This window comes from Salinispirillum marinum (assembly GCF_042650105.1).
Taxonomy (GTDB): Bacteria; Pseudomonadota; Gammaproteobacteria; order Pseudomonadales; family Natronospirillaceae; genus Salinispirillum; species Salinispirillum marinum.
This window is the reverse complement of record NZ_JBHSAL010000001.1, coordinates 1289333-1315681: the sequence shown is the minus strand read 5'-3', so window position 1 is coordinate 1315681 and position 26349 is coordinate 1289333. Positions and strand designations below refer to the sequence as shown.

The 26349-nt window shown below is 52.2% G+C and carries 26 protein-coding genes; 8 read left to right on the top strand and 18 right to left on the bottom strand.

The genetic code is table 11. The features are described from left to right. Positions 1–30 precede the first annotated feature (30 nt). Both ACFOSD_RS06140 and ACFOSD_RS06135 read left to right on the top strand, forming a co-directional pair. Entirely contained in the window at positions 31–1086 is a 1056-nt protein-coding gene (locus tag ACFOSD_RS06140) for a sensor histidine kinase (protein WP_380692563.1), read from the top strand. Beyond that, a complete protein-coding gene (locus tag ACFOSD_RS06135; protein WP_380692564.1) occupies positions 1083–1802 on the top strand; it encodes a LytR/AlgR family response regulator transcription factor in 720 nt (239 codons plus the stop codon). The genes ACFOSD_RS06140 and ACFOSD_RS06135 overlap by 4 nt, the downstream gene beginning before the upstream one ends. 35 nt (positions 1803–1837) lie before the next feature. On the opposite strand, the gene ACFOSD_RS06130 is transcribed toward ACFOSD_RS06135, so the two are convergent. From ACFOSD_RS06130 to ACFOSD_RS06105, 6 genes are all read right to left on the bottom strand, one after another. Then, the gene (locus tag ACFOSD_RS06130; RefSeq protein ID WP_380692565.1) at positions 1838–2368 is read right to left on the bottom strand and encodes a PEP-CTERM sorting domain-containing protein; all 531 of its coding nucleotides are present in this window, start codon (positions 2366–2368) and stop codon (positions 1838–1840) included. A gap of 147 nt (positions 2369–2515) precedes the next feature. Further along, positions 2516–2764: a YfhL family 4Fe-4S dicluster ferredoxin gene (locus tag ACFOSD_RS06125; protein WP_380692566.1), complete on the bottom strand. Its 249-nt coding sequence runs from the start codon at positions 2762–2764 to the stop codon at positions 2516–2518. A 17-nt stretch (positions 2765–2781) separates the two neighbouring features. Then, a complete protein-coding gene (gene coaD / locus ACFOSD_RS06120) occupies positions 2782–3267 on the bottom strand; it encodes a pantetheine-phosphate adenylyltransferase (RefSeq protein WP_380692567.1) in 486 nt (161 codons plus the stop codon). 70 nt (positions 3268–3337) lie between these two features. Then, complete coding sequence (locus tag ACFOSD_RS06115) at positions 3338–4747, bottom strand: coniferyl aldehyde dehydrogenase (protein WP_380692568.1); 1410 nt, start codon at positions 4745–4747, stop codon at positions 3338–3340. Between the two features lie 12 nt (positions 4748–4759). Continuing rightward, positions 4760–5365, bottom strand: a complete 606-nt coding sequence (gene rsmD / locus ACFOSD_RS06110) for a 16S rRNA (guanine(966)-N(2))-methyltransferase RsmD (protein ID WP_380692569.1) — start codon at positions 5363–5365, stop codon at positions 4760–4762. Continuing rightward, the gene (locus ACFOSD_RS06105) at positions 5355–6275 is read right to left on the bottom strand and encodes a hypothetical protein (protein WP_380692570.1); all 921 of its coding nucleotides are present in this window, start codon (positions 6273–6275) and stop codon (positions 5355–5357) included. Before ACFOSD_RS06105 ends, rsmD begins: the two co-directional genes overlap by 11 nt. An 88-nt stretch (positions 6276–6363) precedes the next feature. On the opposite strand from ACFOSD_RS06105, the gene ftsY reads away from it, so the two are divergent. From ftsY to trmB, 6 genes are all read left to right on the top strand, one after another. Then, a complete protein-coding gene (ftsY, locus tag ACFOSD_RS06100) occupies positions 6364–7380 on the top strand; it encodes a signal recognition particle-docking protein FtsY (protein WP_380692571.1) in 1017 nt (338 codons plus the stop codon). Further along, positions 7377–8063 carry a cell division ATP-binding protein FtsE gene (ftsE, locus tag ACFOSD_RS06095; RefSeq protein WP_380692572.1) on the top strand — a complete coding sequence of 229 codons (687 nt, stop codon included), beginning with the start codon at positions 7377–7379 and terminating at the stop codon, positions 8061–8063. Before ftsY ends, ftsE begins: the two co-directional genes overlap by 4 nt. Then, positions 8053–9036: a permease-like cell division protein FtsX gene (gene ftsX, locus ACFOSD_RS06090; protein WP_380692573.1), complete on the top strand. Its 984-nt coding sequence runs from the start codon at positions 8053–8055 to the stop codon at positions 9034–9036. The genes ftsE and ftsX overlap by 11 nt, the downstream gene beginning before the upstream one ends. A 160-nt stretch (positions 9037–9196) precedes the next feature. Then, on the top strand, positions 9197–10063 hold the full coding sequence (gene rpoH, locus ACFOSD_RS06085) for an RNA polymerase sigma factor RpoH (protein ID WP_380692574.1): 867 nt from the start codon (positions 9197–9199) through the stop codon (positions 10061–10063). A 57-nt stretch (positions 10064–10120) separates the two neighbouring features. After that, positions 10121–10501 (top strand): DUF423 domain-containing protein, encoded by a 381-nt coding sequence (locus ACFOSD_RS06080; RefSeq protein WP_380692575.1) that lies wholly within the window; start codon positions 10121–10123, stop codon positions 10499–10501. After that, the gene (gene trmB / locus ACFOSD_RS06075; RefSeq protein WP_380692576.1) at positions 10491–11192 is read left to right on the top strand and encodes a tRNA (guanosine(46)-N7)-methyltransferase TrmB; all 702 of its coding nucleotides are present in this window, start codon (positions 10491–10493) and stop codon (positions 11190–11192) included. The genes ACFOSD_RS06080 and trmB overlap by 11 nt, the downstream gene beginning before the upstream one ends. Positions 11193–11277: 85 nt before the next feature. On the opposite strand, the gene ACFOSD_RS06070 is transcribed toward trmB, so the two are convergent. The 12 genes from ACFOSD_RS06070 to ACFOSD_RS06015 form a co-directional block, all read right to left on the bottom strand. After that, positions 11278–11886, bottom strand: a complete 609-nt coding sequence (locus ACFOSD_RS06070) for a hypothetical protein (protein WP_380692577.1) — start codon at positions 11884–11886, stop codon at positions 11278–11280. Positions 11887–12301: 415 nt separating this feature from the next. Further along, positions 12302–13690, bottom strand: coding sequence for a hypothetical protein (locus ACFOSD_RS06065; RefSeq protein ID WP_380692578.1), 1389 nt, complete (start codon positions 13688–13690; stop codon positions 12302–12304). An 8-nt stretch (positions 13691–13698) separates the two neighbouring features. Further along, positions 13699–14856, bottom strand: coding sequence for a cupin-like domain-containing protein (locus tag ACFOSD_RS06060; RefSeq protein WP_380692579.1), 1158 nt, complete (start codon positions 14854–14856; stop codon positions 13699–13701). Then, the gene (locus ACFOSD_RS06055; protein ID WP_380692580.1) at positions 14853–16319 is read right to left on the bottom strand and encodes a TolC family protein; all 1467 of its coding nucleotides are present in this window, start codon (positions 16317–16319) and stop codon (positions 14853–14855) included. The genes ACFOSD_RS06060 and ACFOSD_RS06055 overlap by 4 nt, the downstream gene beginning before the upstream one ends. Continuing rightward, positions 16316–17677, bottom strand: a complete 1362-nt coding sequence (locus ACFOSD_RS06050; protein ID WP_380692581.1) for an HlyD family efflux transporter periplasmic adaptor subunit — start codon at positions 17675–17677, stop codon at positions 16316–16318. The genes ACFOSD_RS06055 and ACFOSD_RS06050 overlap by 4 nt, the downstream gene beginning before the upstream one ends. Then, positions 17667–20024, bottom strand: a complete 2358-nt coding sequence (locus ACFOSD_RS06045; RefSeq protein ID WP_380692583.1) for a peptidase domain-containing ABC transporter — start codon at positions 20022–20024, stop codon at positions 17667–17669. The genes ACFOSD_RS06050 and ACFOSD_RS06045 overlap by 11 nt, the downstream gene beginning before the upstream one ends. An 869-nt stretch (positions 20025–20893) precedes the next feature. After that, positions 20894–21595 (bottom strand): hypothetical protein, encoded by a 702-nt coding sequence (locus tag ACFOSD_RS06040; RefSeq protein WP_380692584.1) that lies wholly within the window; start codon positions 21593–21595, stop codon positions 20894–20896. A gap of 236 nt (positions 21596–21831) precedes the next feature. Next, complete coding sequence (locus tag ACFOSD_RS06035; RefSeq protein WP_380692585.1) at positions 21832–22338, bottom strand: toxin-activating lysine-acyltransferase; 507 nt, start codon at positions 22336–22338, stop codon at positions 21832–21834. Further along, a complete protein-coding gene (locus ACFOSD_RS06030; protein ID WP_380692586.1) occupies positions 22338–22841 on the bottom strand; it encodes a toxin-activating lysine-acyltransferase in 504 nt (167 codons plus the stop codon). Before ACFOSD_RS06030 ends, ACFOSD_RS06035 begins: the two co-directional genes overlap by 1 nt. 736 nt (positions 22842–23577) lie before the next feature. Further along, positions 23578–24060 carry a DUF3575 domain-containing protein gene (locus ACFOSD_RS06025; RefSeq protein ID WP_380692587.1) on the bottom strand — a complete coding sequence of 161 codons (483 nt, stop codon included), beginning with the start codon at positions 24058–24060 and terminating at the stop codon, positions 23578–23580. A gap of 15 nt (positions 24061–24075) precedes the next feature. Then, a complete protein-coding gene (locus ACFOSD_RS06020; RefSeq protein WP_380692589.1) occupies positions 24076–25194 on the bottom strand; it encodes a PilT/PilU family type 4a pilus ATPase in 1119 nt (372 codons plus the stop codon). Positions 25195–25248: 54 nt separating this feature from the next. Further along, entirely contained in the window at positions 25249–26283 is a 1035-nt protein-coding gene (locus ACFOSD_RS06015) for a type IV pilus twitching motility protein PilT (RefSeq protein ID WP_380692590.1), read from the bottom strand. Positions 26284–26349: the final 66 nt, after the last annotated feature.

Sequence of the window (26349 nt, the reverse complement as noted above, 5' to 3'; positions counted from 1 at the left end):
GTACTTCCGGTTCATTTAGAAGCGACCGCCATGGCTGTTCAAGTGCCCGAAAACCAAGCCCTACCACCTCGTTCGTTGAATCTGTGCAGCGACCAAGCGGCGTGGTTTGTGCTGTTGATCAGTCAGTTATTGGCCTTTGTGCAAGCGCTCTTGATGGGCCCGGAAGCGTTTTGGTGGCATCTCGCCAGCGCTTCCTTATATTGCCATTGGGTCGGGCTATTGGGCTTATTGGCGTTGTGTCACTGGCAACGCCGGGGTGTTGATGGCCAAAAAACCTGGCATTGGGTGGTGTACTGGTTATCGCTGTGCGTCATCGCGCTGTTGGGGTTGGTGATGGGCTATGCTGGCCTACGCTGGTTGTTGCCCGCGTCTATGGCCTTTTCCGGCTTGCAACTCAGCATGCAAGCGGCTGCGTTGATGATGTTTTGTGCCCTATTGCTGCGTTATGCCTACGTGCAGCAAGCGCTGGCGTTGAGGCAGCGTGCAATCACCCAAGCGCAATTCGATGCGCTGCAAGCTCGCGTGCAACCGCATTTTCTGTTTAATGCGATGAACGCCATTGCTGCCCTCATCCCGCTTGACCCCAAACGCGCCGAACAGGGTATTGAACAATTGTCCGACCTGCTGCGCGCCAGCCTGCAAACCCAACAGCCCCTGGCGACGCTGCGCGAGGAAGTGCAGTTGGCCGAAGCCTATATTGGCCTAGAGCAAGCGCGTTTTGGCACCCGGTTGCAGGTGCATTGGGGGATAGACCCGAGCCTGCTGGAGCAACGATTGCCTCGCCTAACGCTGCAACTGCTGATTGAAAACGCGGTCATTCATGGTATTTCCACACGGCCCCAAGGCGGCTGCGTCGCCATTAACACCGAGCGCCAAAACCGGCATTGGCAATTGACGGTACAAAACCCGTTGCCCGAAAGTGCCGCCGTAGGGCGCGGCAATGGCATTGCGTTATCCACGTTAAGACAACGCGGCAAAGCGTTAATGGGTGAGGCGTTCTATTTAGGGCTAAATATGCAGGTTGACCAAGCGACCGCCACGGTATTACTTCCCTACCAAACCACTGAAGACAAGGAGGCCGGATGAACATTTTGATTGTCGATGACGAGCCTTTGGCACGCCTGCGTATGGTGCATTTGTTGCGCGACTTGGAACCGAACGCAACCCTGTTTGAGGCGGAGTCCGCCATGGATGCGATGCAACAAAACAATCGCACGCTGATGGACTTGGTATTACTGGACATTCACTTGCCGGGCGAATCGGGCTTGTCGTGGCTGCATCAATTGAAGCAACAAGCGGAACCCCCGGCGGTGATTATGATTACCGCGTACAGCGAACACGCCTTGACCGCTTTGCAACAGGGTGCGAACGGTTATCTGCTTAAGCCGGTGAAACGGGAGGATTTGGCCCACGCCTTGGCCCAAAGCAAAAAACTACATCGACTGCAGCGTTCGACCATACAACCTACAGCAGACGTTACCCGCCCTGTTTGCATGCATGCCGATGGCACAGGTGACTATGTGAGCCCCCGTGACATTCTGTATTGCTGTGCCGAGGGCCGCTGGGTGAAGGTGGTTACGCAAGCTCATGAATACATGAGTGATCGGGCATTAAAAGATTGGGAATCTTTGCTGGAGAACCTATTGATACGTGTACACCGAGGGATTTTGGTCAACCCGGAACAGGTCAGTGCATTGCGCCGGCAAACCGGACAATACTCTTTGGAATTGAACAATGGCGTGCGTTTACCCGTCAGTCGACGACACGCCAAGGCCGTAAAATTGCGCATGCATCTTCCCTGATGCTATGTCTGCGGTTTTTTTACGCGGCTTTCTTTTTACGCGGCTTTCTTTTTACGAGAGAAGCCCAAGCCCGCCAAACCTAGACCTAACAAGGCCAAGGTGCCTGGCTCTGGTACATTAGCACTGACGCGGTAAACGATGGTTTCCCAGTACCAACCATCAACCGTATCAGCGAACGACCATTCGCCAGCCAAACCATTCGACACATCAATGTGCGAGTAATTTGTGAACCAGCCAGCGGCTTTAGCGTACTGGTTGCCACCATAAGACTGCGTATTGCTTGAGGTATAGTCCACCAAGAATGTCGCTGCACTCAGGTTAAGGTCATTGAACAAAGACGACGTCATTACGGCCCAGCCATAACCCGACTGTTCGCTCATATCTATGGCACTGCAAGAAGACTCCAAGATGCCGTCGGCACAGGGAGAGGCCCAAGCCAGATCGTAACCGCCAACGGAAACATAAGCGTCGGCATCGACTTCACCGCTGTAGAGGGCAGCATGGGCTGAGCCCACAGCCATGGTAAGGGCGGCAGCAGACAGGGCTTTTAAGGTAGTTTTATTCATGATAATTCCTTGAATAAGGTGAAAAAATTCATTCAAGGAGGTACAAAGCAAGAATGGCACCAATTAATTTTTATCGTTATTAATCAATGTTTTATGAACAATCTACCGCACACCCAAGGGACACACTGTAAAGCAATTCGACAGTGCTTAAGCGGCCGTAATGAGGTGGTACTTGTCCATTAATTGCGCTTTGCTCTCTACGCGCGAGGGGTCGAGCGGAATGCAGTCTACCGGGCAAACTTGCTGGCACTGCGGCTCATCGTAGTGCCCGACACATTCCGTGCAAAGATTGGGGTCGATGACGTAGATTTCTTCACCTTCAGAAATAGCCCCATTAGGGCATTCCGGCTCACAGACATCACAGTTGATGCAATCGTCAGTAATCATTAAGGCCATGTTGTTCTGCTCGTCTCTTAAGAGTCTAAACCGCTTTTTTCTTTCAGCGCGGCGGCTACGGCGGGGTGCACAAACTTCGCCACATCTCCGCCCAACAATGATACTTCGCGTACCAACGTAGAAGAAATAAAAGAATAGTGTTCGGCGGGGGTCAAAAACAAGCTTTCCATGTTGTCTACCAGTGCGCGATTCATATTCGCCAACTGGAATTCGTACTCGAAGTCCGACACCGCACGCAAACCGCGCAAAATGGCTTGGGCATTCTGTTCTTGCACAAAATCCACCAACAAGTTCCGAAACCCCAATACGGTGACATTCGGAATGTCCGCCAATACCGTGGTGGCTAGGGCAACACGCTCATCCAAGCTGAACAGCGGCCGCTTCTTTGGGCTGGCAGCCACGCCGACCACCACATGATTAAACAACCGACTGGCACGTTCAACCAGGTCACGGTGTCCTATGGTGATGGGGTCAAAGGTCCCCGGATATACAATGGTCACCATGCTGTCACTACTCGCAGTTAATGGCTGTGGGGGCGCATGGTAGCGCGAAACCCCCTGCATACTCAACTTGTCAACGTCCAATCAGCCATTGCAAGGCCCGATGTACCGGGCGGCCAAAAGGCGGGAATATCAATGGCAAGGTACTGAAACGACCATGTTGCACCACCGAACGCGCGTGCGAAAAGGTCTGGAACCCTTCAAACCCGTGGTAGGCTCCCATGCCCGACGCGCCTATCCCCCCAAACGGCAACTGATCATATGCCGCCTGCACTACCGTATTGTTGACCATCAACTGACCGCTGTGTGTATCGTGCAACAAGCGCTCAACCATGGCCGCATCGTGACCAAAATAATACAGTGCGAGGGGCCGAGGACGGGCATTGATATAGGCCACCGCATCCGCCTCTTGACGATAAGTCACCACCGGCAGCCACGGCCCGAATATTTCATCTTGCATTAACCGGACGTTATCCGGTGCTTGCTGTACCACCAAGGGCGGCAATTTAATCTGCTCACGCCATGTGTCAGACAACGCTTCTTGGCCATGCATTACCGCGCCTGCCGCCACGGCCTCGTCCAACCACGCCAGAAGCCGTCGGCGATGGGTTGCATTGACCACAGCGCTGTAGTCGTCGTTATTGACATAATCCGGGTAAAAGTCCTTCATCGCTGCCAAGTAGTGCAGCGTAAACGCATCAACCTGACTTTCATGCACCAACACATAGTCGGGGGCGATGCAGGTTTGTCCGGCGTTCATACCCTTACCAAACGCAATCCGGCGCGCGGCTTCCGCCAAGGGCGCTTGCCGACTGACCAAGACGGGGGATTTTCCGCCCAATTCGAGCGTAACCGGCGTAAGATTTTTCGCGGCGGCGGCCATCACTTGTTTACCCACCGCGGTCGATCCGGTGAATAACAGATGGTCAAACGGCAACTGCCCAAAGGCCACGGCAACATCCACATCGCCTTCCACCACGGTCACGATACCGGGATCAAAATAGCGCTCAATCAACTGAGCAAAACAACGGGCAAAGGCGGGCGTATGTTCCGACATTTTGACCATGGCGTGGTTGCCGGCGGTCAACGCTCCGATCAATGGCCCGGTGGCGAGATACAAGGGATAATTCCACGGCACAATGATGCCCACCACGCCTTTCGGTTGATGATGCACCGCTGCTCGGCTGGGCCAGAATGTCCAATGAGACAAACGGCGCTTGGGCCGCATCCAGCCGGTAATGCGACGCAGATGATAATCGACGGCCGTCAAGGTCGGTGTCACTTCAAGCAGTTGCGTTTCATCGTGGCTGCGGTGCCCGAAATCTTCCGCGATGGCCGCACAGATCATGTCCTGGTTCTCCGCCACCAAGCGGCGTAACAAGCGCAAACGCCGTTTTCGTTCACGTTCGTCCGGGTACGGCTGGGCATCGTAGGCGGTACGCTGACGCTGCCAGCGGGTGTGCAAAGTCGTCAACTCAGTCATAAAGTCTCCGGGTCATAAAACCTCCGATTGCGCTTGCTTACGCAATAAACATTGCACCAGTTGCCCACTGGCTTTTTCTTTTTCGACCGTGAAGGGGGCCATGTTGAAACCACTGAACGACCGTGGCGCTTCCAAATAGACCAATGCACCCGGGCGCACCGCCGGGGCTGAGGCGACCGCCTGCAGGGCTTGGTTGAACAGATCTTCGGAGAACGGTGGATCGAGAAATACCACATCAAACGGCTCTGTTGCGTGCGCCAACCAGCCAAAAAAATCTGCCTGAACCACCTGTCCGCGTTCGCTGCATCGCCATTCTTTTAACGTGGTCTGTATCGCTTGGCTGGCAATGGTATCGCGTTCCACAAAAACACAGTGCGCGGCGCTTCGGCTCAAGGCTTCCAAACCCAAGATACCGCTGCCCGCAAAAGCATCCAAAATGCTTCGCGCGGCGAGGTCGAATTGCAACCAGTTGAACAGTCGCTCACGTTCGCGTTCCAACGTGGGGCGTAGCCCCGGCCGAACAGGAAACCGCATCCGACGTCCGCGCAGTTCGCCGCCGGTAACACGCAAGCTGTTGTCGCTTTGTTGGGGTTTTTTACTTTGTGCTTTAGCGCCCACCGATGGTCTCCTGCCAGACCCGCGCAAAGGTGGCGTAGTCGAGCTGCTCGGTGCGGGCGGCCTGCGTCGCCATGTAGTCGGTACTGAGGTTGAACGCTGCCATGGTCATTACGTAGCGACTGATCTGCTGCACACTGCGCGCACTCACATTGGCTTGCGCTAAAAAGGCATTCCGCAACGCCAAGAATTGTTCTCGCGTAGGCACCTGGCGCTGTGCCGGCGACAAGCTGGTGTTAATGAACACCTGGCTGCGCGGGCCGCGATGGTCCCAAATGAAGCTGACCGAATCACTGGCCACCTGCGTGCGTAGCCATTCGGCGGCCATAACAAAGGCCAAATTATCCTGACTGCCGGTAGGCGGGCTGGTCAACTCGGTAATGGCGCTTCGGGACTGCGCCACAAAAGGCACCGCCGGGCCACGGCTGGTGGTCAATACCGCCGCTATTTCTTCTGCCAAGGTGCCATTCAAATCACCCACCAGTACGTATTGTGTGGTAGACGATGGCGCAGGCAACCATTCGGTCAGAAATTCCAAGCTGACTTCGAGCGCTGCCGCTTCAACCGGCGAGCGCAAATAGGCGATGAATTGGTTATTACGCGCTGCGGTGGCTAAGTCCTGAGTATCTGGAATGGGAATTCGCGCGGTCGGCAGTTGCGGTTCCAACACACCAATTTCCACTACGCCACTGTTTGGCAAGGGCACCCACCAAACGGTTTGCCCGGCCAGCCGTTCACGCTGCACGGGCACTTGGCGGATATCAAACGTGGTTTGTAAGGCACCCGTATTGGCCTGCACGGTTTCATCCGGGCCCATCTCATTCAGTACATAGATTAATGGAATGAGGATAAAAATGAGTATCCACAAATTGCGGCGGCTGAAAAATTTTGGACGAGGAAAGGGTTCAGTCACAACGAAGTCACACACTTGAGTTTTGCTACATTCTGCATTCTGTTAGCATGCACTACCAGAATTTCCTGCGATTTTACGGATCACCCCCATGTTTGGTTTTGGCAAAAGCAAGAAACCAGCAGCCGAGTCGGTTTCGGCTGCCGAAGATACCGTGGTGCCTAGCCGCGAAGGCCTGTTCAGCCGCATGCTGTCTGGCTTGGGCAAGACCCGCGCGCAACTCAGCGACGGCTTGAGTTCGCTGTTTTTAGGGCGCAAAGAAATTGATGATGCCTTATTGGAAGACATTGAAACGCAACTGCTGAGTGCCGATGTGGGCATAGCCGCCACCACCGACATCATCCAAAACCTGACTGACCGCGTGCAACGAAAAGCATTGAAGGACCCTGCCGCGCTCAAAGAGGCTCTGCAAGAACAATTATCGGCGCTGCTTGAACCGGTCAATAAACCGCTGGATGTGAGCACCCACAAACCCTTTGTGATCCTGATGATCGGCATCAATGGCGTCGGCAAAACCACCACCATTGGCAAGTTGGCGCATCAATTTAAGTCGGAAGGGAAGTCGGTGATGTTGGCCGCTGGCGACACCTTCCGCGCCGCTGCCGTTGAACAACTGCAAACCTGGGGCGAACGCAATGCGGTTCCCGTTATTGCGCAGCATACCGGCGCTGATAGTGCTTCCGTTCTCTTCGACGCGCTCCAAGCAGCCCACAAACGGGACGTTGACGTGCTGATAGCCGATACGGCCGGTCGGCTGCACAACAAAGATAATTTGATGCAAGAACTGGAAAAAGTGGTGCGCGTCATGCGCAAACTCGACCCGGCGGCGCCGCATGAAATCATGCTGGTACTCGACGCCGGTACGGGTCAAAACGCCATCATGCAAACCAAAACCTTCAACGAAGCTGTGGGTGTGACCGGCCTGACACTCACCAAACTCGATGGCACCGCCAAAGGTGGGGTGATTTTTGCGCTCGCCAAACAATTCCAAATTCCGATACGCTACATTGGTGTTGGCGAGCAAGCGACCGATTTGCGACCCTTTGATGCGCGCGAATTCAGTTCTGCCCTTTTCCATACCCCAGACAGCGAAGCCGAATCCCAATGATTGTGCTAGAGCAGGTCACCAAGCGCTACGATGGCGGGCATGAAGCACTGCGCGGCGTCAGTTTGCACATCGAAAAAGGTGAAATGGTCTTTATTACCGGGCACAGCGGAGCAGGGAAAAGTACGCTGTTGCGCCTGATCACCCGAATCGACGTGGCGACCAACGGTCAGGTGCGGGTGAACGGGCAAATGCTGAACCGCATGCGCAAAGGACAGATTCCATTTTATCGCCGCGAAATCGGCATGGTATTTCAAAACCACCAGTTATTGATGGATCGTACCGTCTTCGAGAACGTCGCCATGCCTTTGCGGGTAGCGGGTTGCACCACGCAGGACATTCAACGCCGGGTACGTGCTGCGCTGGACAAAGTGGGTTTATTGAAGCGCGAGAAATACTACCCGATGATGCTGTCCGGTGGTGAACAACAACGGGTAGGCATCGCCCGTGCGGTGGTTAACAAACCCACCATCTTGCTCGCCGATGAACCCACCGGAAACCTCGACCCTTTATTGTCTCGTGACGTTATGAACCTGTTCGCGGAATTTAATCGCGTCGGCACCACGGTCGTGATCGCCAGCCACGATTTAGGGCTGATCGCCCGCATGCCGTATCGCGTTATTACTTTGCGGGAAGGCCAACTGGTGAAATCATCGGCCTTGGAGAGCGTGCGACATGGCGCCTAAGAAGAAGCCGACGAACCGCATGAAGCGACGCGGCTACACGCCACGCGAATTCAACAGTCAGGCCTGGATTAACCACCACAAACACTTGTTTGCCGAAAGTCTGCGCGATGTGGTGCGCCGCCCCTTTTCAAACGCCCTAACCTGGTTGGTCATTGCCGTGGCGCTGGCCCTGCCAGCGTTGCTCTTTGTGACGCAAAAGAACCTGCAACAACTGGCCGGACAATGGCAAGAAGGCGCGCAGGTATCACTATTTTTGTACGATACGGTATCCCCACGGGACGGCGCTTTACTGGCCGACGATGTTCGCCAGCGCCCCGAAGTGCGCGATGCGTGGTACTTGTCAAAACAACAAGCGCTCACCGAATTTTCGGCGTGGCTGGACTTGGGTGGCGTCATTGACGCGCTGGACAGCAACCCGCTGCCCGCCACCATCGTGGTATTGCCCATCAGCCAAACCCGCACTGATATTGAAATTCTCGGCACAGTGTTGGGCAGCCTGCCCGAAGTGGCGGATATGCAATTGGATATCGAATGGGTGCAGCGTTTGGAAAACATCAACGCCTTTTTGCATCGGGTGATGTGGGCGGTGTCATCCGTATTAGGACTGACCGTGCTCTTAATTGTTGGTAACACCATGCGTATGGCCACCGAAGCACGGCGCGATGAAATTATGGTGGTGAAGCTGGTGGGTGCGACGTCCAGTTTTGTGCGCCGTCCTTTTTTATACATGGGCCTGTGGTATGGCTGCTTCGGCGGTTTGATGGCTTGTGTTATGGTCTGGACGAGCCTGGCACTGCTGCAGGCCCCGGTTGCCGCTTTGGCCGACAGCTATGCCAGTAACGTGCGCCTGCAAGGTTTAACGATTCCCGAGAGCCTGCTGTTGCTGATCATTGCCGTCGCGCTGAGCATTTTAAGTACTTGGGTAACGGTATCGCGGCGCTTGGCGCGGATTGAACCCAACCCGGTGCTCTAAACCGCCATTGATCTACCCGTGTAATAGCTGCGTAAACTCGACGCCGACCTATGGTGTTATACCATTTTATGGTAATATTCAGGCAATTTTTGAGGCTCCTTGTCACGCTTCTGTGAAGGTGGCAAATCCTCGTTTCACGTAACTGAGGTGAAAAACGTACATGGCTAATCAATTACCGGTATTAGCAATCGACACCATGAGCCCTGGTGCCAACTTGGATTCCTACATCCAAGCGGTCAACAGTATTCAGGTGCTGACGCCGGAAGAAGAGCGTGTTCTCGCCGAAGAATTGTATTACCAAGGCGATCTCTCTGCGGCGCGTCAATTGGTTCTGTCGCACATGCGGTTTGTGGTGCACATTGCACGCAGCTATTCAGGCTATGGCTTACCCTTGGCGGACCTGATTCAAGAAGGCAACGTCGGCTTGATGAAAGCGGTTAAACGCTTCAACCCTGAAGTGGGTGTGCGCTTGGTCAGCTTTGCTGTGCATTGGATCAAAGCCGAAATGCACGAATACATTTTGCGCAACTGGCGCATTGTGAAAGTGGCCACCACCAAAGCCCAACGCAAACTGTTCTTTAACTTGCGCAGCTCGAAAAAGAGCTTGGGCTGGTTGAATCCGGATGAAGCGCAGCGCATTGCGGACGACTTGGGTGTTTCCGCCAAATCTGTTTATGAAATGGAAGGTCGCCTGACCGCCCAAGACGCCACCTTCGACACCGATGAAGATGACGACGACGCGCCTTACGCTCCGGTGAATTATCTGAGCGATCAACGCTACGACCCGGCGCGCCAAGTCGAAATGGCGAACACCGAAGACGATGCGCACGACCGGCTGTATGCCGCGCTGGAACACTTGGATGACCGCAGCCGCGACATCCTGAACAAGCGCTGGTTGGGCGATGCCAAGAGTACCCTGCACGAATTAGCCGACGAGTACGGCGTTTCTGCAGAGCGTATCCGGCAGCTCGAAAAGAACGCTATGAAGAAAATCAAACTGGCCATGAGCCAAACCGAACTGGCCTAAACCGCCTATTCTGCTAAGATACCGGGCCGTTTTCATCACGGCTCGGTATTTTTTTATATGACGCTATCCTTAAACCGCCAACGCACATTGTTGATGGCCTGTGGCTTAGCCGGCTTGCTGGCCGTTGGCTTGGGTGCCATGGGTGGACATGCCTTAAAAAGCATCCTTACCCTTGATCAACTCGCCACATGGGAAACCGCTACCCGCTATTTGGTGTGGCATGTACTCGCTGCCTTATTGTTAACCCTAGCTCACCCGCGCTTTTGGTTATGGCCAGCAAGTATATTACTGGCTGGAGGAGTAATATTTGGCGGTAGCCTCTACCTGTGGCTCTTAACAGACATCCGCTGGCTCACCTTCCTCACCCCGTTAGGCGGCTTCACTATGTTGGGCGGCTGGTTAACCTTAATTGTAAAAAGTATTCAATATGAACCCTGATGCCATAACCACACCCTTCAAGCGCACCATTCGCAGCTTTGTCATGCGCACGGGTCGTATGACCCCCAGCCAGGAAAAAGCCCTTGCTGAGCAATGGCCTATTTACGGCTTAAATGCCGATGGCGCCGTTTTAGACTTTGCCGCCATTTTTGGCCGCCAAGCACCCGTGGTGCTGGAAATTGGCTTTGGCATGGGCGATTCGTTACTTGCCATGGCACAGGCCGCGCCCGAGAAAGACTTTATCGGCATTGAAGTTCACCTGCCCGGCGTCGGACGCTTGATGAATCTAGCCCAGCAAGCGGGCACGACGAATCTGCGTGTAATGAAAGACGATGCCGTAGAAATTCTTAAAAAACAGGTACCTGATGGCAGCTTATCGGGTGTGCAAATTTTCTTCCCCGACCCATGGCACAAGAAAAAGCACCACAAACGCCGCATCGTTCAACCGGAATTCGTTGCTCTATTGGCACAAAAAATGGTACCGGGTGGCATTCTGCATTTAGCCACCGATTGGGCCGAATACGCTGAACACATGATGGAAGTCATGAGCGCGGCACCCGATTTTCGCAATACCCTAGGCGATGGACAATTTACCGATGGCCGCCCGGCGTTTCGGCCGGAAACCAAGTTTGAGCGACGTGGCCATAAGCTAGGCCATGGGGTATGGGATTTATTGTTTGAGCGGGTGTGATGGGCTAAGCATCCCGAAAGAAGACTTGGCGTCACTCGGCGGCCACGCCAAGTCTTCAACATATAGCTTTAATTAGACTGCTATCTTAATTATTCCAAGATTGATTAAAGTTAATGTTTCCGAGGTCTTCAAGAACGCCTTTTGGATCATTTTTTACGCCCCTATAAGCACCGGCGACACCACCAAAAACGCCACCGACGACTGCACCTGCCTTACCCCCAAATCTAGCACCTGAAACAGCACCTTTCACGGCTCCTTTTGCACCGCCTTTTAGCGCGCTCCCAAGCGTATTAGGAAAATCAGTTACCGATAAGTCTGAACCCGAGTCTTCAAAACTACCGCCTTGTCCCCGCCCGTCATCCATTCTCAGGCGCATACCAGTGTCGTAACTGCTGACACTATTGCCATAGAAGCCATCATTCAAACGGACAACACTGCGGTTATTGGCTTGCGCATTAGCGAACGACTCATCTCTGGCACTGCCAAGATAAGGGGCACTGCGCAAGGTAAGACCACCAGAGCGATTTGATGATCGAGTGCTATAGCCCGCGCCACTGGAACTGTAGCCAGCGCCGCTCGAACTAAAGCCAGCACCACTGGCACTGCCAAACCCTACGCCACCACCACCGCCTCCGCCAAAAACGGCACCACTGATGGCATCAACAGAATTCCTGCGTAATGTAATTTTACTCATGTTGCTTTTTCCTTAATTTTCTCATTTCAGTTATTAAAAACCGCTGGTGAGCGGTATTCAGCTCCTGCCGAAGCATTCACTGAATTTTGCTGCTCCTTAATTATTATTTTCTTATTAAACTTCGTTACGAAGAATTACTCTAATGGTAATTTTTAACGTCAGCTAAACGTTGTTTGGTTGTACGGGTCACACAATGTTTTTGGATTACAGTTATTTAAAATTTTATAACTATTTTTTCAAAAATAATTGTTCATTTAGTCAAATTCATAGGGTTTGAAATAAGAACAATTTCATCGATTAAATATGACTCCGCTATCATTGTAAAATAATGACGTCAATGGCTTGTATATTCCTGCGCAATAAGTCGAATTTTCTTAGTGTATCCGCTTTAATGAAATCGGATCGGTTTCCATTATTAATGGTGATGCATCATTACATGCACATACAGTTGCAAATAAAAAGGTGCCGTAAATAGATGCTGCACATCACACCAATCCTGCGCCATGGTGTCGTCAATATGAATAGAGGGGCCATAAAAGGCTCGGTTATGAGTTAGCCATAAGTCCGATACGGATTTAGCAGTAATACGGGGTAGGCGATACAAGTCCGCTTCGAACGCATGCAGCATGGCATGGCGTTGACCCAATTCAATGGTTTGGTAGGTTAAATATTCGGTCAGACTGTTTCTTAACGTTGTAGGAATAGCACAATCCAATAAGGCGGCAATGACCTGTCGTTCAAAACCGATGGCGCGTTGTTCACACACCAGCGGTGGCAAGGGCATGGCGGCATCCGGGCTGGCGCGCTTTTCGTGTCGATGTTCGGCATGATGAATGGCATGCCCCAGTTCATGGGCTAGGCTCATCAAACTGAACACCGAGCCGTCGAAATAGACCTGCACATAGCTGCCGTACGGGGTATCCACACAGAGGGGATGCGTATTATCGTCAGCATTGAGTTGCAACCGTTGTTCTTGCACGATCTGTTGGATAACGTGCGTGGCCTGCGGCATCGTCGCTTTAATGGTCGGATGTTCTGTTGCTTGCTCAATCCACCCTATAGCTTCGTCGGCTGACATTCGATGCTGATTGATGCGATCAGCTTCATCCTGCCGGAATCGGTGCAGTGGTAACTGAACGTGGCCGGTAGCGCGTACTTTGTCGGTGAAATAACGGTGCGCGGCAGTATAACCTGAAGGCTTAAATGGCTCGATGGGCAAGCCATTGTCCCAACAACGCAAAGCATAGGACCACGGTACGTTATGCGCTCTGCTGTCTATTTCAACGCGCTGGGCGAGCCATTCCGCACCCTGCTCTGGGGTTAACGGCGTTTGGCTGTGCAAGTGTTGCACATACTCGCCGCCGACACGGCGTAAGGTTTTGCTCACGGGGTCAGGAAGGGTGAAGGGCATGGGCGCCAACGACTGAACCCACGCCGCATAACGCTGTAGTGCTGGAGTTTGCCACGTGGAACTTGGCACTTGCAAAACTGCTTCAATAAACGCGCCGCAGAGTTCAGACAGCCTATCGGTTTGGGTATCCCATGCGGTTAGCAGGGTTTCTGGAACAGACACGCCCATTAAACGCGCCAAATCCAGTATCGATTGCTGGCGTTCGTAGTGGCGGTCCAGCGCAAGAAACGACTCGAGCAGCCCGACCAGTTCGCCATCCTTCTGAACAGCGAGGGCATCCCAAGCTGTACGAAGCGCCTGCATCTCGGCGTTCAGTGCGACACATTCTGCCGGCCAGATGTCGGATGCCAAGCGCGCCTGTATGAAAGATGTATCCCAAGCGTATCCAGTCATGGTTCGGCTCAGTGGCGCAGAAAATAACTGACCGAGAAGGTTGGGGAGTCCAAGCAGTACACGGCATGAAACCACCCCGCCGGTTGCACCAGCAGTTCTCCGGGGTGCAACACCACTTCCAGCCCTTTTGCTTGGGCGTACAAAGGGTAACGCGCATAGTCCGGTGCTTCGGGTTTTACCCAACAAGGTTGGTAGTTGTTGTAGGCTTTCATGGGGTACAGGTAAGGCGCTTGGTCGGGCGCGAACAGCATCAGTTTTTTGCGCCCCATGATCTGATACAAAAAGCCATCCAAGGGGTCATGGTGCAGGCTGCTGGCGGGTACATTGACCGGCACAGAACCCAGCCAAATTTGCGGTTCTATGTAGTCACTGCGCATAAAATGGTTGGGTAGGAATTCCGCATGCAGAGCTTCGGGCAGGCTACAGCCTTCGGTATAGGCTTTGGTGTGCCCTTCAATGATGTCTTCCGCCTGTTGATGCTCCGACGCCCGAACCCGCGCGATGAATTCCGCCACGGTTTCTTTTTGCTCGGCGGAGCGCACGCGCAAGGGGACATCGCCATAGGTGTTTTCGAGGCGTTCCAGGCTCCAATCATCGGTGCGTATGGGTAAGCCGGTGATGATCAGCGGTTGGCCTGCGGCCAAGGCTTGCAAAATAGTGAGTTCGGACGGATTTTCCAGCCGTGGTATGTCGGTGAGTTGATACGCGGGCGTGGCTTTGTGTTGCGCCGCATGAAAGCGCTCTTCGGTGTCCTTCGATGGTCGCAAGAGTGCCTTCGCAATGTGGTTGACCAAATCCAGATCACCGTCAAGCGTAATGGTGCTGATGATCTCCGGGTCACGAAAATCCACGTATTCGATGGTGTCGATCAGTGTTTGTACCGTGGCTAAGGGCATGCGCAGGGTGGCATGCGCGGCGCTGTCCCACGCTGCACTGATGTGGACATCATCGTGCAATTCCAAGCGCAGGGGTAAGGCATCGGACTCGGTAAAAATCACCAACTGCACCACACCGCGGACTTGCTCCGGATTTTCATACCCGTGTTGCAACAATGTAGTGAGGGCGTGTTGAATGCTATCAAACCGTTCGGTGTTTGAAGGCTCTGTGTTTGACGTCTCGGTCGTTGAGTGTTCTGCGGTTTCCGTTACTTGTGCTGCGTGGTTCATCGAGTCTCCTTCGCCCACAACTGGGCCATTGTGGGTTGCTGCGCATACAGCCGTTCTATCAAAGCTTGCGCACGCTGGGTGTCCAGCTCCACCCGTTCTTGTTGTCGGTCTAGCAATGCTTGTTGCTGCTGTTGCACGTCTCTGAAGCTGGCAAAACCGGCTTCCAGGCGCTGGCGTTGTTGGTGCAGTCCGCGCTCGGTGAGTTCGACAGAACGGTTAAGTAGCTCCGCTTGTTGCCCCAGCATGGCCCACTCCGCTTGCCAGTTTTCAGCATCGGCCCGCAGTTGCGCTTGCGTATCCTGCTCCGCCCATTGCGCACTCAACCATTGGCCTTCAGCGCGCCGTTGGGAGACGTAAACGGGTACATTGTTGATGCGATACGTTAAGCGCACGCCCCAGCTGGTGGTTTCGGTATCCGGTAGGCGTTCACGGACGTCGTGCTGATAGCGGTAGAACGCATCCAGTGTGGGCCAGTGCTGGCGCTGTGCTTCCCGTACGTTGTATTCCGCTTGTTGGCGGGCGAGCACGCGCTGTTGCCATTCGGGGTGTTCACGGGTCAACAAGGGGTTATATGGGGTGTCGGGGTTGGCAGCGCTTGAAAGCCACGCAATAAAGTCGTTCAGTGAAGCAAAGGGTGCAACAGAAGGCAGTTCTACACCAATGAGCGAGCGGCGCAGATCCGCTTGGCGGGCCAGATACCGTTGTTCTTCCTGCTGGCGCTGATTGGTTTGGCGGGCCAGTTCCAGTTCGGCAGTGGCAACGTCCAGGTCAGTCGCACGCCCCGCCAAGCGTTGCTGTTCTGTTACGGTCAGTAAATAGCGATAGGCCTCTTCCAGTTCACGAAACACCGCAACACGGTCAAACTGCGCTTGCACGGCAATCAAACGTTCCAAGCTTTCGCGCATGATCGCCCATTCCGCTAACGTGCCTTCGAGCTGATATTCCTCAAAAGCGGTTTCGGCCCTACGCAAAGGAAGACGCTGATTCTCCGGTTTCCACGAACGCAACAAGGGCTGTGTGACTTCCACTTGATACTGCTGAATGTGCTGGTATTTCTCCGGTATGCCTGAAGCAGTTTGACCCGTTTGTTGGCCGTATTGTTGTTCTGTGCCGAGTTGTAATTGCGTACCAAAGGGTAACGTCCAAGTGGCATCGAGCCCAACTGAACTTCCCTGTTGAACTTGAAAGGGCGTGTCTGGCAACGGCGCTTTGTTGTCCACCCGTGCGGTTTCATTCACTTCCCAGCCAGAGCTTAGCGTAAATTGTGGGCGATAGTGCTGGCGCGCTTCGTTGACCGCCAAGCGCTCACCGGGCAAGCGCGCTTGATGTTGCTGTATCGAAACATGGTGCTGCAACGCTAAGGGCAAATACTCGGGCATGCTAAGGGGTGCTTGTTCGGCCATAACATGGTTGAAAAGAGCGAGTGGAAAGGCGGTCAGCCACAGAACATGCCTAGGTTTCACGATGGCTCCCGCAGCGCGGTGCGCAAATACTTGGTGAAGGGGTCAAAGATGTAATTGATTAACCGGCGTTCACCCGCTTTTACTTCCACCGACAGTTGCAAGCCGGGGCGTAAAAAAGTTTCTGCTGCGCCTTGGCGGTCGGACCGTTCACTCAGGTTGATCTCGGTAATGCGACCTTTCATGCGGTAAATGCGTTGCCCTTCCACCACATCGGTAGACTCCGACACAAAATCCACATAGCCATGAATATAGCCGTGGTCGTCGGGGTTATTGCCTAAGGAGCTGGCACGAAAGGTCATGCCCGGCTCGACCCATACGGCGTAGTTCGACGGAATTTGAATGTCGATCTCCAAATCATCCTGATCAAACAAGGGCCGCAACTGCACCAGCGTTGCCCCTTGGTCTAGCACCTCACGCTGACCGCGTACCGCAATGGCATCCACCACCGCCGCAAACGGAGCGCGAATGTCTTGGTCGCGCAGGGTACGCTGTTGTACGGCTAAGCGGAGATTCACTTGTTCGTATTGGTCGCGTTGTTCGTGCAGGCGCAACAAGCGTTCGAGCACAAATTCGTTTTGCCGCTGCTCGCGTTCCAGCTGTAGGCGGTCTTGTTCATGTTGATCCGCTAAGAGGTTGGCGCGCAGGGATTCTTGATTACCCTCCAGTTCCAACAAGCGTTTGCGTTGTTGTTCCAGTTGCACGCGGTTTTCAATGCCTTGGTCGACCAAGCGTTGCAGGCGGTGAAACTCATCCTGTTCCAGCGCAAAGGCTTGTTGGGTCAACGCCAGTTGCCGCTCGGTGGATTGCTTGCGGCTGTCGATGCTTTGCATTTTTTGCGTAAGCGCCGCTAAGGTATCGTTCAAGGTGCGGGCCAAATAGCCGTCGTAGCCTAGGACACTGACCGAATCCGGGATATCGGTCAGGGTCGCGGTTAATTGCGTGCGCGTTGCTGCGGGTACATGCGCATGAATTTGATAAAACTCCGTCCAGATGCTGCGCGCGAGAGTCTGTTGTTCTCGTTCCAGGCGGGCAATTTCCAGCTCTAACTGTTCGGTATCAAAACGCACTAAGGTGTCACCCGCGGCAACATGCTGACCCTCTTCAACTAAAATCTGGTCGATAAATCCGGCTTGGGTACTGCGCACATCAAACAGGCGCGCACGGGTTTCTAATACACCTTGAGCGGGCACAATTTTGTCGACTTTAAAGAGAATGGCCCCGGTGATGGCGGCGGCGATCACACATAAGACCACGATGGTCATCAGCTTGAGATCAAAGGGGATATTGAACCGCTTACTGAACTCCGGGTTATCGTTCAGCAAATTCAGGGCATGGATTTCCTTAAAGCTATACTGCACGGCGCACCTCGGGAAGACTGTCATTGGGTATATCGGCTTCCGCTACAACAGGCGGCTCGGTCGATAACGCCAAACTGTGCAAGGCTTCATCGCGCTTTAGCATGCTGTCCCACATGCGGCGGTAACTGTTATCGCCAGCGAGCAATTCATCGTGCGTACCGACCGCTTCAATTTCGCCATGCTGCATCACCACAATGCGGTGGCAATACGACAGCGTGTTCAAGCGGTGGGCGATGATGATGCCGGTTTTGTGTTCACACGCACTGTAAATGGTGTCTTTGATCTTCTCTTCGGTTTGGTTGTCTAACGCACTGGTGGCTTCATCGAACAGCAAAATATCGCTGTTGCGTACCAGGGCACGGGCAATGGCTAAGCGTTGGCGTTGCCCGCCGGACAGATTGCCGGCGTCTTCTGTCAACGGGGTAAGGAACTTGTGTGGCATCTCATCCACAAAGGTCGCGCTGCCGGAATCTTGCAAAGCCTGCATGATGTCGTTCACATCGGAATCCAACCGCCCCAAATGCACGTTTTCCAACACACTGGTGTTGAACAAGAAGTTGGTTTGCTGCACGGAAGAAATGCGCGAACGCAAATGCTCGGGTTTTACCAAATCAATGTCGTAGCCGTTGACCTTGATCTTGCCGCGCTGTGGCTTATAAAACCCCAGCAACAGGTTGGCGAGGGTGGATTTCCCCGAACCACTGCCACCCACAATGCCAATGATTTCGCCCTGCTTTATGGTGAGGTTAATGCCTTTTAATACATAGTCGGCAGTATCGACTTGTGCATTGGCAGAAGTCGGCTCACGATCTTCACTGGCCGGGTAACGAAACCACACGTTTTGGAATTCGATGTCGCCGTTCAGGCTGATGTCGTGCTCACTGAGCTGCAAGGCGGGCGGTTCAGGTGGCGTGAGTTCGCTCAATTTTCGCCGGGCGAGCTTAAAGGTTTCCCAACCGCTGGCGGTCATCACCAGCGACATCAACGGGTTCACCACATTGTTCGCCAGCATATTAAAGGCTATCAGCTGGCCGATGGTCATTTGGCTGGAAAACACCGCTTGCGCCCCGAAGAAGATCACCGCAATGGTGATCAACTGGCTTTGAAAACTCACCAACGCGCGCACCACGTTGCTCAAACGCGCGACGTTAAAACCACCGTACAGGTTGTGTTCCAAGCTGGTGTTGGCGCGGTGGCGGAAAAAGGACTCATTGGCTAACGACTTAATGGTGCGCATGCCTTTTAAGGTTTCAATAAGCGTACTTTGAAACCCCGCATCATAGGCATAGGCTTGCATCACGCGGTTACGTAACGGCCGTAACGAAACGCCCACGGTAAAGGCCATCAACAACCCAATGCCCAGTACAATGAACGACAGCTTCACGCTGTACATAAAGAGAATGGGCAGCACCACAAACAAGGAAATGACCGACACCACGGACGACAACAACTGCCGCACGAGAAAATTTGACGCCTCATCAACCTGTTCTACCAGTTTGGTTAAATCACCCACTTTGCGGCGGTCAAAATAGGGCACATCCATCGCCAACAAACGGCGAAAAACGTCTTTACCCAAACCGTTTTGGTATTTAGCAAACAGCACGCTTTCTTGATAATCCCGTGCGCACTGCAACACACTGGTGGCGACAGCAGCCAACAATAACAACACCGCAATCACCGCCAACGAATTCACCGCCGAATACGGCAGGATTTTATCAGTAAAGGTCTGAAAGCCGAGCGGGGTTGCAACTCCCAGTAAAGCCAACATCACCGCCAGACCAATAATGCCCAACGCATACTGTTTTTGGCGAAAGAAATGGGTATATACAAAGCGAGCATTCGCGAGGTTAGCTTTGGGGTTTGCCGTGTCTGACTCAATATCAACATTTTCCTTAGGGAGCGCACCCAAGCCAGCTGAAGACGTTTTCGCCTCCAAGCGTTCAATCACCATTAAGGTATCCAACAGACCTAAATCGGCTTTGAGTTCCTTCCATGTACCGACAAAGGTATCCACCACTTCGTTCACACGGAAGTAGTTGTTCAGCGTCAAACGATCGCCATCAACACCGGTAATAATTGCTGTGTCGCCATGTTCAGATATGCACAAAGCTTGTAACTGAGGTTGAGGAGAGGCCGACAAAAGAGATAGAGGCAGCTCAGCAAAAGACACATAGCGCACCGCAATGCCGTCCAGCTCTGCCAGTTTGGAGGCAAGCACGCCCGTAGCGATGTGATTGTCAACCGCGTAGGATGCCGCTGTCATGCCAATGCGGCCGGACATGCATAGGACGGACAATATCTGGTCAAATTGGTTTATGCTACTGACTTTCAATTTTGTAGGTATCATAAAGTCCTAAGGATTTTTCGTTATTTGAATTCTACACTCGTTGATCTACAATTCTTAGGCCAAGACTGTTAATGCCCTCAATATAAATGTCTGATATTTCTTTAGGCAGTGAATTCGATCTAACGATTTCAAGAATAGACATGAGCTGGAAAGATATAATTACTTCCGACCTTGCGTAATCATTGGATGATAATATTTTCCTTATTTCGTCGAAGTAATGTTCGGCGTAATCTATGTTGTCCAAGCAATCACAAACCCTGGAGTAGTAAAATCCTCTGGATAAGTAATGCCATGACAGTAAATAGGAATTACTATTATCTAAGAGCGTCTCAATATTGTTCAATAGTAATGAATGCAGTTCTTTATTGTCAGGAAAAAAAGCCATAAGACTCCTCATTATCAGATAAGTATTAACCATTTTTTCCTCATACGATAGCATGTCGCAGGACTCTAGATAGCGTATAAGATCTAGCCTAGAATCTATATTTGTTCCATATGTTTCATAAAACTGTCTAGGCTCGTTGATCATTGAATAACTTATTACTCTGCAATCAGAAGAGTGCTCTCCGTCCAACAAGTGGTTAAATATTTCTGCTTCTACCCCCTCTTGGAGATAGGACATCGAGGCCATAATCAATAGCGTTTGCTGCGAATTTTCTGGCCCAGATCTAATGAGATCTAATAATGTCTTTGAAAAATTTTCTACCCTTTCCTTAGTATTGGCATTAATGGCCATGCTCTTGTAATACGGAAACATATTAATTGAATTAGCATTCAAATTAATCGACAAGAGTAAAAGTATCAGTGCTATGATTAATGTTTTTTTCATAAAAATTAGGTGCCATTTAAATGGCACCCTCCCATATTGATTAATATGCTGGTACTTTTTGTAATTCGATTGATATTTGGGGTATTCCGAGTTTTATTCCATAGCTCACAGTTTCTGGACCACTACTAATGCTAGCGCCTGATCCATTTGAGGTAGCGGAAGCTGTGTCTAGAATCGAACTGAATTTAAACTCATGACTCAGGCCATTATTGGTGTCAAATTCTGCATCCAAGGTCATTGAAGCAATACCTACCTCCCTGTTTCCTGCGTTCGCACTCAGGCCAATCGTTGCATCACCTACCAAAGACACATCATTACCCGTTATCTTCAAACCTCCAGAAACGCCTCCACCGATATGAAGGTCGACTAGCGTTTGACTCCCAGCAGATTGATTGTATTTTACGCCGACACCAGCACCAGCGCCGAGAGTTACACTTGTTAATTCCCAACTCCCTGTAGAAAAACCGTTTCCTCCTTCTTTTATCGAAAGAGGAGTGCCATTAACACCAGCGTTATCCGGCCCGGCGTTAGAATTGTAATTAGTTACGAAATGTGAACTGCTGTTTCCCACCCCTGAATTCGATGTAGTATTCGAATTCTTAACTACTGATGAGGTGGTTTTTTTCGCCTTTTTAGCCTTTTTGCTCTTACTGCCGCCACCGCCACCGCCACCGCCGCCGCCTCCAAAGACGACGCCACCGATAACATCCACTGCATTGCTACGCTTGTATACTTTAGACATAATGTCTCTCCTTGAAATTGTTTCGTTACGGTTTTAAGGAACCGCCCTTGGGCGGTATTCGGCGGGTGTGTCAGCACCCGCTGAATTCTTGACGACACTTAGAAACTACTGCGCTTGCACTGGCTGTGTTAAAACTCTCCTCAAAATGCTCATTTACCTTCAGTAAACTGCGCGTTTTCGTCAAATTTTGCCTTGCCATTGCTTCGCTCGTGACGTTTCTATATGCCCTCGTTTGATCAACCCGTTGCAGTGTTTTCGTTCTTTGCTACCAGGTTAATCAAAATCTTCTCTTTGGATTCTTTACCTTTCCAGTGATAGACCTTTCGTACAGAACCATCTAGGTTACGACCCAAACTGAAAGCGATTTCTTTGGGGAACACATTGGTGCGTAGGTCGCTTAAAATGTTTTTTGCATGACCCCACGGGGCTATATAGTCGCCAAACATCAGATGATCACCACTGCGCCAGTCATCAAATTCCAGTGTCCCGCCGGCAATCATTACGTTTTTCATTTCTTCGCTTAGCCATGCCCATGTGGCGCACCCTACCGGGTTTCGGTGTTCGTCGAAGTAGATTCTGAATTGGCGATGTATCAGCGGCGGCACCAAGTCGTTATCTACCGCCCACAATGGCCATGTTTTGTGATAGTCCGCATGGCTGCACAGCCATAGCATAATGCCCAAGGCTTCGTGGTAGCCGAGTTCAGGCACCTCGGGGGACGAAGACGGTTGCTGCAATTCCATCACCAAATCCTTCTGGGTTGTGTAGCGGTATCGGGGATATTGCCCACCAGTGCCCAAGCAGTCGGAAACGCCGAAAATCGCTCTTTAAGGCTTATGATTAGCGGCAGGGTACTGGAAAACGGGGTAATTAGGTCAACAAACCATAGGTGCTGCTGTTCTGGGTTGGCCGCATCTGGGTCAACAGCATCCATGTTATTAATAGAGGATGCATTGTTAATGACCGCCAATGATGGGGTTTTCGTTAACCGATCGTGTAGATTGTCGTCGGCAACAATCCAACTGGCGAAGCCCAGTGGTCGGTTTTGGGGGTCGAATACAATATGAGCTTGCCCAGCTTGTAGCGCTGGCAATACACGCGCCATCAGTGCTTCGATGGTAAGTTCGTTATAGTCGCCGTGGTTGATGCACAAATCGGTAATGATACCCAACGCGGTAAACAGGTTGAGTTGTCCGTTTTGTGGTACTGCTACAGGTGCCAATGGGCTTGTTATATCCGTGTTCATGGAAAGCTCCTGTTTCCATTGATCCTATTTAAATATTCCATTCTGGGTGCTCGGTGAGCACCGAGTTAAATCTGCTCTGCTATTGTCATTTCAAACCAACGCCGAAGAATCTAGCGTTGATCAAAAAAACGGTCAAACCTTTGTTCTCAAAATGAGATCTTGGTCACAATTACAGGTTCTATAAGATTTATAAAAAGGGGCGCCATCCTTGGCTCAGTGTGTTCCTTTAGCGTGTGTCGGTGAACTGTTAAAGATTCCTTCTTCGTTTCCATCAACCTTGGTGGATTACGTCCCTAGGGTGGGGTGTCCTTCACCCGTTCACATTCAACGGGGTTAGAATAACACTGTTATTTTCTGCAACACCATAGTGAAACCTGACGATTTTGGGGGTCTAAAATCGTCAGGTTTCACTAGATTAGAATATCCAGATTAAATAATGCATGAATTAATAACTCTATATTAATCAATGCATTAAGATTCTTTCATAAAGTCACCTCAAGAATATTGTTGTGCAATTGGTCGGAAAAATAATTTATAAGGATTTTCACCACGGACTGATCATATTTTGATCACATTTATTTCGATAATTTTATCGGTGGTAGGAAATTTCAAGGGCGCAGGGCGTATGCCTCAAGGCGCGCCTTTCGGCCTGCCGTAAAGCGCCGGAGAATGCCCCGAAAGCCCATGAAGATGTCATGCTGACACATGACAGGAAGTTAATGCACCGCCCTAGGACTTAATACCACCCAAGGCCGGTCGAAAGTTCAATTTGCCATGAGCCGTCATGGCGCACTTTCGCCGCTGGCGTCAGGTGAATGCGGTCCACCCAATAGGCATAACCAACGCCAATTTCCGTCAGTATGTCATCGTTAGTGGGCAGGCGCGCCCCGGCTTCCAAATACGGGCCGGTACGCAAAGCCCCGGTCAGGTACACGCGAGCCGCAGGGTTCAAGATGATACCTTGCTCAAGATCAAACGCATTGAAGGCTAAGTCACCGCTGAACGACCAATGGTCGGACAAACGATATTCGTAACCCACATTCGGGTAACCCAAGCCCCACCAAATCAGGTCTGTTCCAGCATTTTGACGCAGCCCCAACGCCTGAGCCGAATTGGCCAACACCAGTCCAAAAACACCGAGCACGATAAGCCCTGTCCACGGCGACTTGCGCCGCCCGTTGTTGGCGGTTCTTTGCTGATCTGTTTTTACGATGCTCACCGTGCCGTATTCCTCTTAGTCTTTCTGAATGCTGAGTCTTGCCGCCCGACCTTGTAAATGGTCGGCGTCGGCTTCTTGCGCCAGTTTTATCATCAAACGTAAATCATTGGCCGAGTCGGCATGGGCCAGGGCGTCTTCATAGGTGATTTCTCCGGCTGAAAACAATTCGAACAGGGCCTGATCGAAGGTCTGCATGCCCACATCATTACTCTTTGCCATCAAATCTTTGAGTGTATGTACTTCACCTTTACGAATGAGGTCCGACACCAAGGGTGTATTGACCAATACTTCCACCACCGCACGCCGACCTTTACCATCGGGCGAGGGGATCAGTTGCTGCGCCACGATGGCTTTCAGGTTCAGTGACAGGTCCATCCAAAGCTGTCGTTGTTTCTCGGCTGAGAAAAAATGCATGATACGGTCCAACGCTTGGTTGGCGTTGTTGGCGTGCAAGGTCGCTAAACAGAGGTGGCCGGTTTCGGCGAAGGTGATGGCGTATTGCATGGTTTCACTGGTGCGCACTTCGCCGATCATAATGACATCGGGCGCTTGGCGCAGGGTGTTTTTCAGAGCGATTTCAAAACTTTCGGTGTCGATACCGACTTCGCGCTGGGTGACAATACAGCCTTCGTGTTGATGGATAAACTCAATGGGGTCCTCAATGCTGATGATATGGCCCCGCGAATGACGATTGCGATGTCCGATCATGGCCGCCAGCGAGGTCGATTTACCGGCCCCGGTTGCACCCACAAAAATGACCAAACCGCGCTTGGTCATGGCGAGGTCTTTGAGCGTATCGGGCAGGCGAAGTTCGTCAAAGGTGGGAATCTTCACTTCTATACGCCGCAACACCATGGCCGCCAAATTGCGCTGATGCATGGCACTGACCCGAAACCGGCCGATACCACGCGCACTGATGGCAAAGTTGCATTCCTGAGTGTCGGTGAATTCCCGGCGCTGCTTTTCCGTCATCACCGAGAACACCATTTCCCGTGTTTGCTCCGGGCTTAAAGGGTTCTTGGTGACCGGCACTAATCGACCATTCACCTTAATGCTGGGTGGCACACCCGCGGTAATAAAGAGGTCGGATGCCCCCTTGTCAACCATGATGCGGAGCAGTGCTTCAAAATCCATAATCTATTCCCAATAGCCTGTTGTGCGACGTCACTGTAACGCCTTATATCATCGTTAAAAGTTTTCCGGGGCCTTCGCTTTGCTGCGCGCTTCTTCCGTGGCGATAACCCCTTTGTCCACCAAATTGCGTAACGATTGGTCCATGGTAATCATGCCCTGTGCCGCGCCCGTCTGGATGGAGCTGTACATTTGCGCCACTTTGTCTTCCCGGATGAGGTTACGAATGGCCGAAGTCCCGCGCATGATTTCATGTGCCGCCACGCGCCCACCGCCTTTACGTTTCAACAACGTTTGTGAAATGACAGCTTGCAACGATTCCGACAACATGGAGCGTACCATGGACTTTTCTTCGGCGGGGAATACGTCAATGATCCGGTCGATGGTTTTCGCGGCGGAAGTGGTGTGCAACGTTCCAAACACCACATGGCCGGTTTCGGCGGCGGTCAGCGCCAGGCGAATGGTTTCAATGTCACGCATTTCGCCGACGAGAATGATGTCGGGGTCTTCGCGCAAGGCCGAGCGCAAGGCCGCGGTAAAACCTTTGGTGTCGCGCCCCACTTCGCGCTGGTTGATCAGGCAGCGCTTGCTTTCATGCACGAATTCGATGGGATCTTCCACCGTTAAGACATGCTGATAGCGTGTTTCATTCAAGAAATTGATCATCGCCGCCAAGGTGGTGGACTTACCCGAGCCGGTCGGGCCGGTAACCAAAACCAAACCACGCGGCACGCCGGCGATGTCCTTGAACACATCGCCCATGCCCAGATCTTCCATGGTCAACACCTTGGACGGGATGGTACGAAACACGGCACCGCAACCCCGGTTGTGGTTAAAGGCATTGACCCGGAAACGGGCGACGCCGGGCACTTCAAAGGAAAAGTCGGTTTCCAGAAACTCTTCGAAATCCTTACGTTGTTTGTCGTTCATGATGTCGTAGATCAACCCATGGACCTGCTTGTTGTTCATCGCGGGTACGTTGATCCGGCGTACATCGCCGTCTACCCGAATCATCGGCGGTAGGTCGGCTGACAAGTGCAGGTCAGATGCATTCTGTTTCGCACTGAAGGCTAGGAGTTCGGTAATATCCATGTTCATCCTCTGGAGCAATGGTGTCTAGAAGCATTGGTGTCTAAGAGCAATACTTCTCCGGCGCAC

Coding starts and splice junctions, on each gene's coding strand:
- ACFOSD_RS06140 (WP_380692563.1), top strand. CDS start 31: ATGGCTGTTCAAGTGCCCGAAAACCAAGCCCTACCACCTCGTTCGTTG.
- ACFOSD_RS06135 (WP_380692564.1), top strand. CDS start 1,083: ATGAACATTTTGATTGTCGATGACGAGCCTTTGGCACGCCTGCGTATG.
- ACFOSD_RS06130 (WP_380692565.1), bottom strand. CDS start 2,368: ATGAATAAAACTACCTTAAAAGCCCTGTCTGCTGCCGCCCTTACCATG.
- ACFOSD_RS06125 (WP_380692566.1), bottom strand. CDS start 2,764: ATGGCCTTAATGATTACTGACGATTGCATCAACTGTGATGTCTGTGAG.
- coaD (WP_380692567.1), bottom strand. CDS start 3,267: ATGGTGACCATTGTATATCCGGGGACCTTTGACCCCATCACCATAGGA.
- ACFOSD_RS06115 (WP_380692568.1), bottom strand. CDS start 4,747: ATGACTGAGTTGACGACTTTGCACACCCGCTGGCAGCGTCAGCGTACC.
- ftsY (WP_380692571.1), top strand. CDS start 6,364: ATGTTTGGTTTTGGCAAAAGCAAGAAACCAGCAGCCGAGTCGGTTTCG.
- ftsE (WP_380692572.1), top strand. CDS start 7,377: ATGATTGTGCTAGAGCAGGTCACCAAGCGCTACGATGGCGGGCATGAA.
- ftsX (WP_380692573.1), top strand. CDS start 8,053: ATGGCGCCTAAGAAGAAGCCGACGAACCGCATGAAGCGACGCGGCTAC.
- rpoH (WP_380692574.1), top strand. CDS start 9,197: ATGGCTAATCAATTACCGGTATTAGCAATCGACACCATGAGCCCTGGT.
- ACFOSD_RS06080 (WP_380692575.1), top strand. CDS start 10,121: ATGACGCTATCCTTAAACCGCCAACGCACATTGTTGATGGCCTGTGGC.
- trmB (WP_380692576.1), top strand. CDS start 10,491: ATGAACCCTGATGCCATAACCACACCCTTCAAGCGCACCATTCGCAGC.
- ACFOSD_RS06070 (WP_380692577.1), bottom strand. CDS start 11,886: ATGAGTAAAATTACATTACGCAGGAATTCTGTTGATGCCATCAGTGGT.
- ACFOSD_RS06065 (WP_380692578.1), bottom strand. CDS start 13,690: ATGACTGGATACGCTTGGGATACATCTTTCATACAGGCGCGCTTGGCA.
- ACFOSD_RS06060 (WP_380692579.1), bottom strand. CDS start 14,856: ATGAACCACGCAGCACAAGTAACGGAAACCGCAGAACACTCAACGACC.
- ACFOSD_RS06045 (WP_380692583.1), bottom strand. CDS start 20,024: ATGATACCTACAAAATTGAAAGTCAGTAGCATAAACCAATTTGACCAG.
- ACFOSD_RS06040 (WP_380692584.1), bottom strand. CDS start 21,595: ATGTCTAAAGTATACAAGCGTAGCAATGCAGTGGATGTTATCGGTGGC.
- ACFOSD_RS06035 (WP_380692585.1), bottom strand. CDS start 22,338: ATGGAATTGCAGCAACCGTCTTCGTCCCCCGAGGTGCCTGAACTCGGC.
- ACFOSD_RS06030 (WP_380692586.1), bottom strand. CDS start 22,841: ATGAACACGGATATAACAAGCCCATTGGCACCTGTAGCAGTACCACAA.
- ACFOSD_RS06020 (WP_380692589.1), bottom strand. CDS start 25,194: ATGGATTTTGAAGCACTGCTCCGCATCATGGTTGACAAGGGGGCATCC.
- ACFOSD_RS06015 (WP_380692590.1), bottom strand. CDS start 26,283: ATGGATATTACCGAACTCCTAGCCTTCAGTGCGAAACAGAATGCATCT.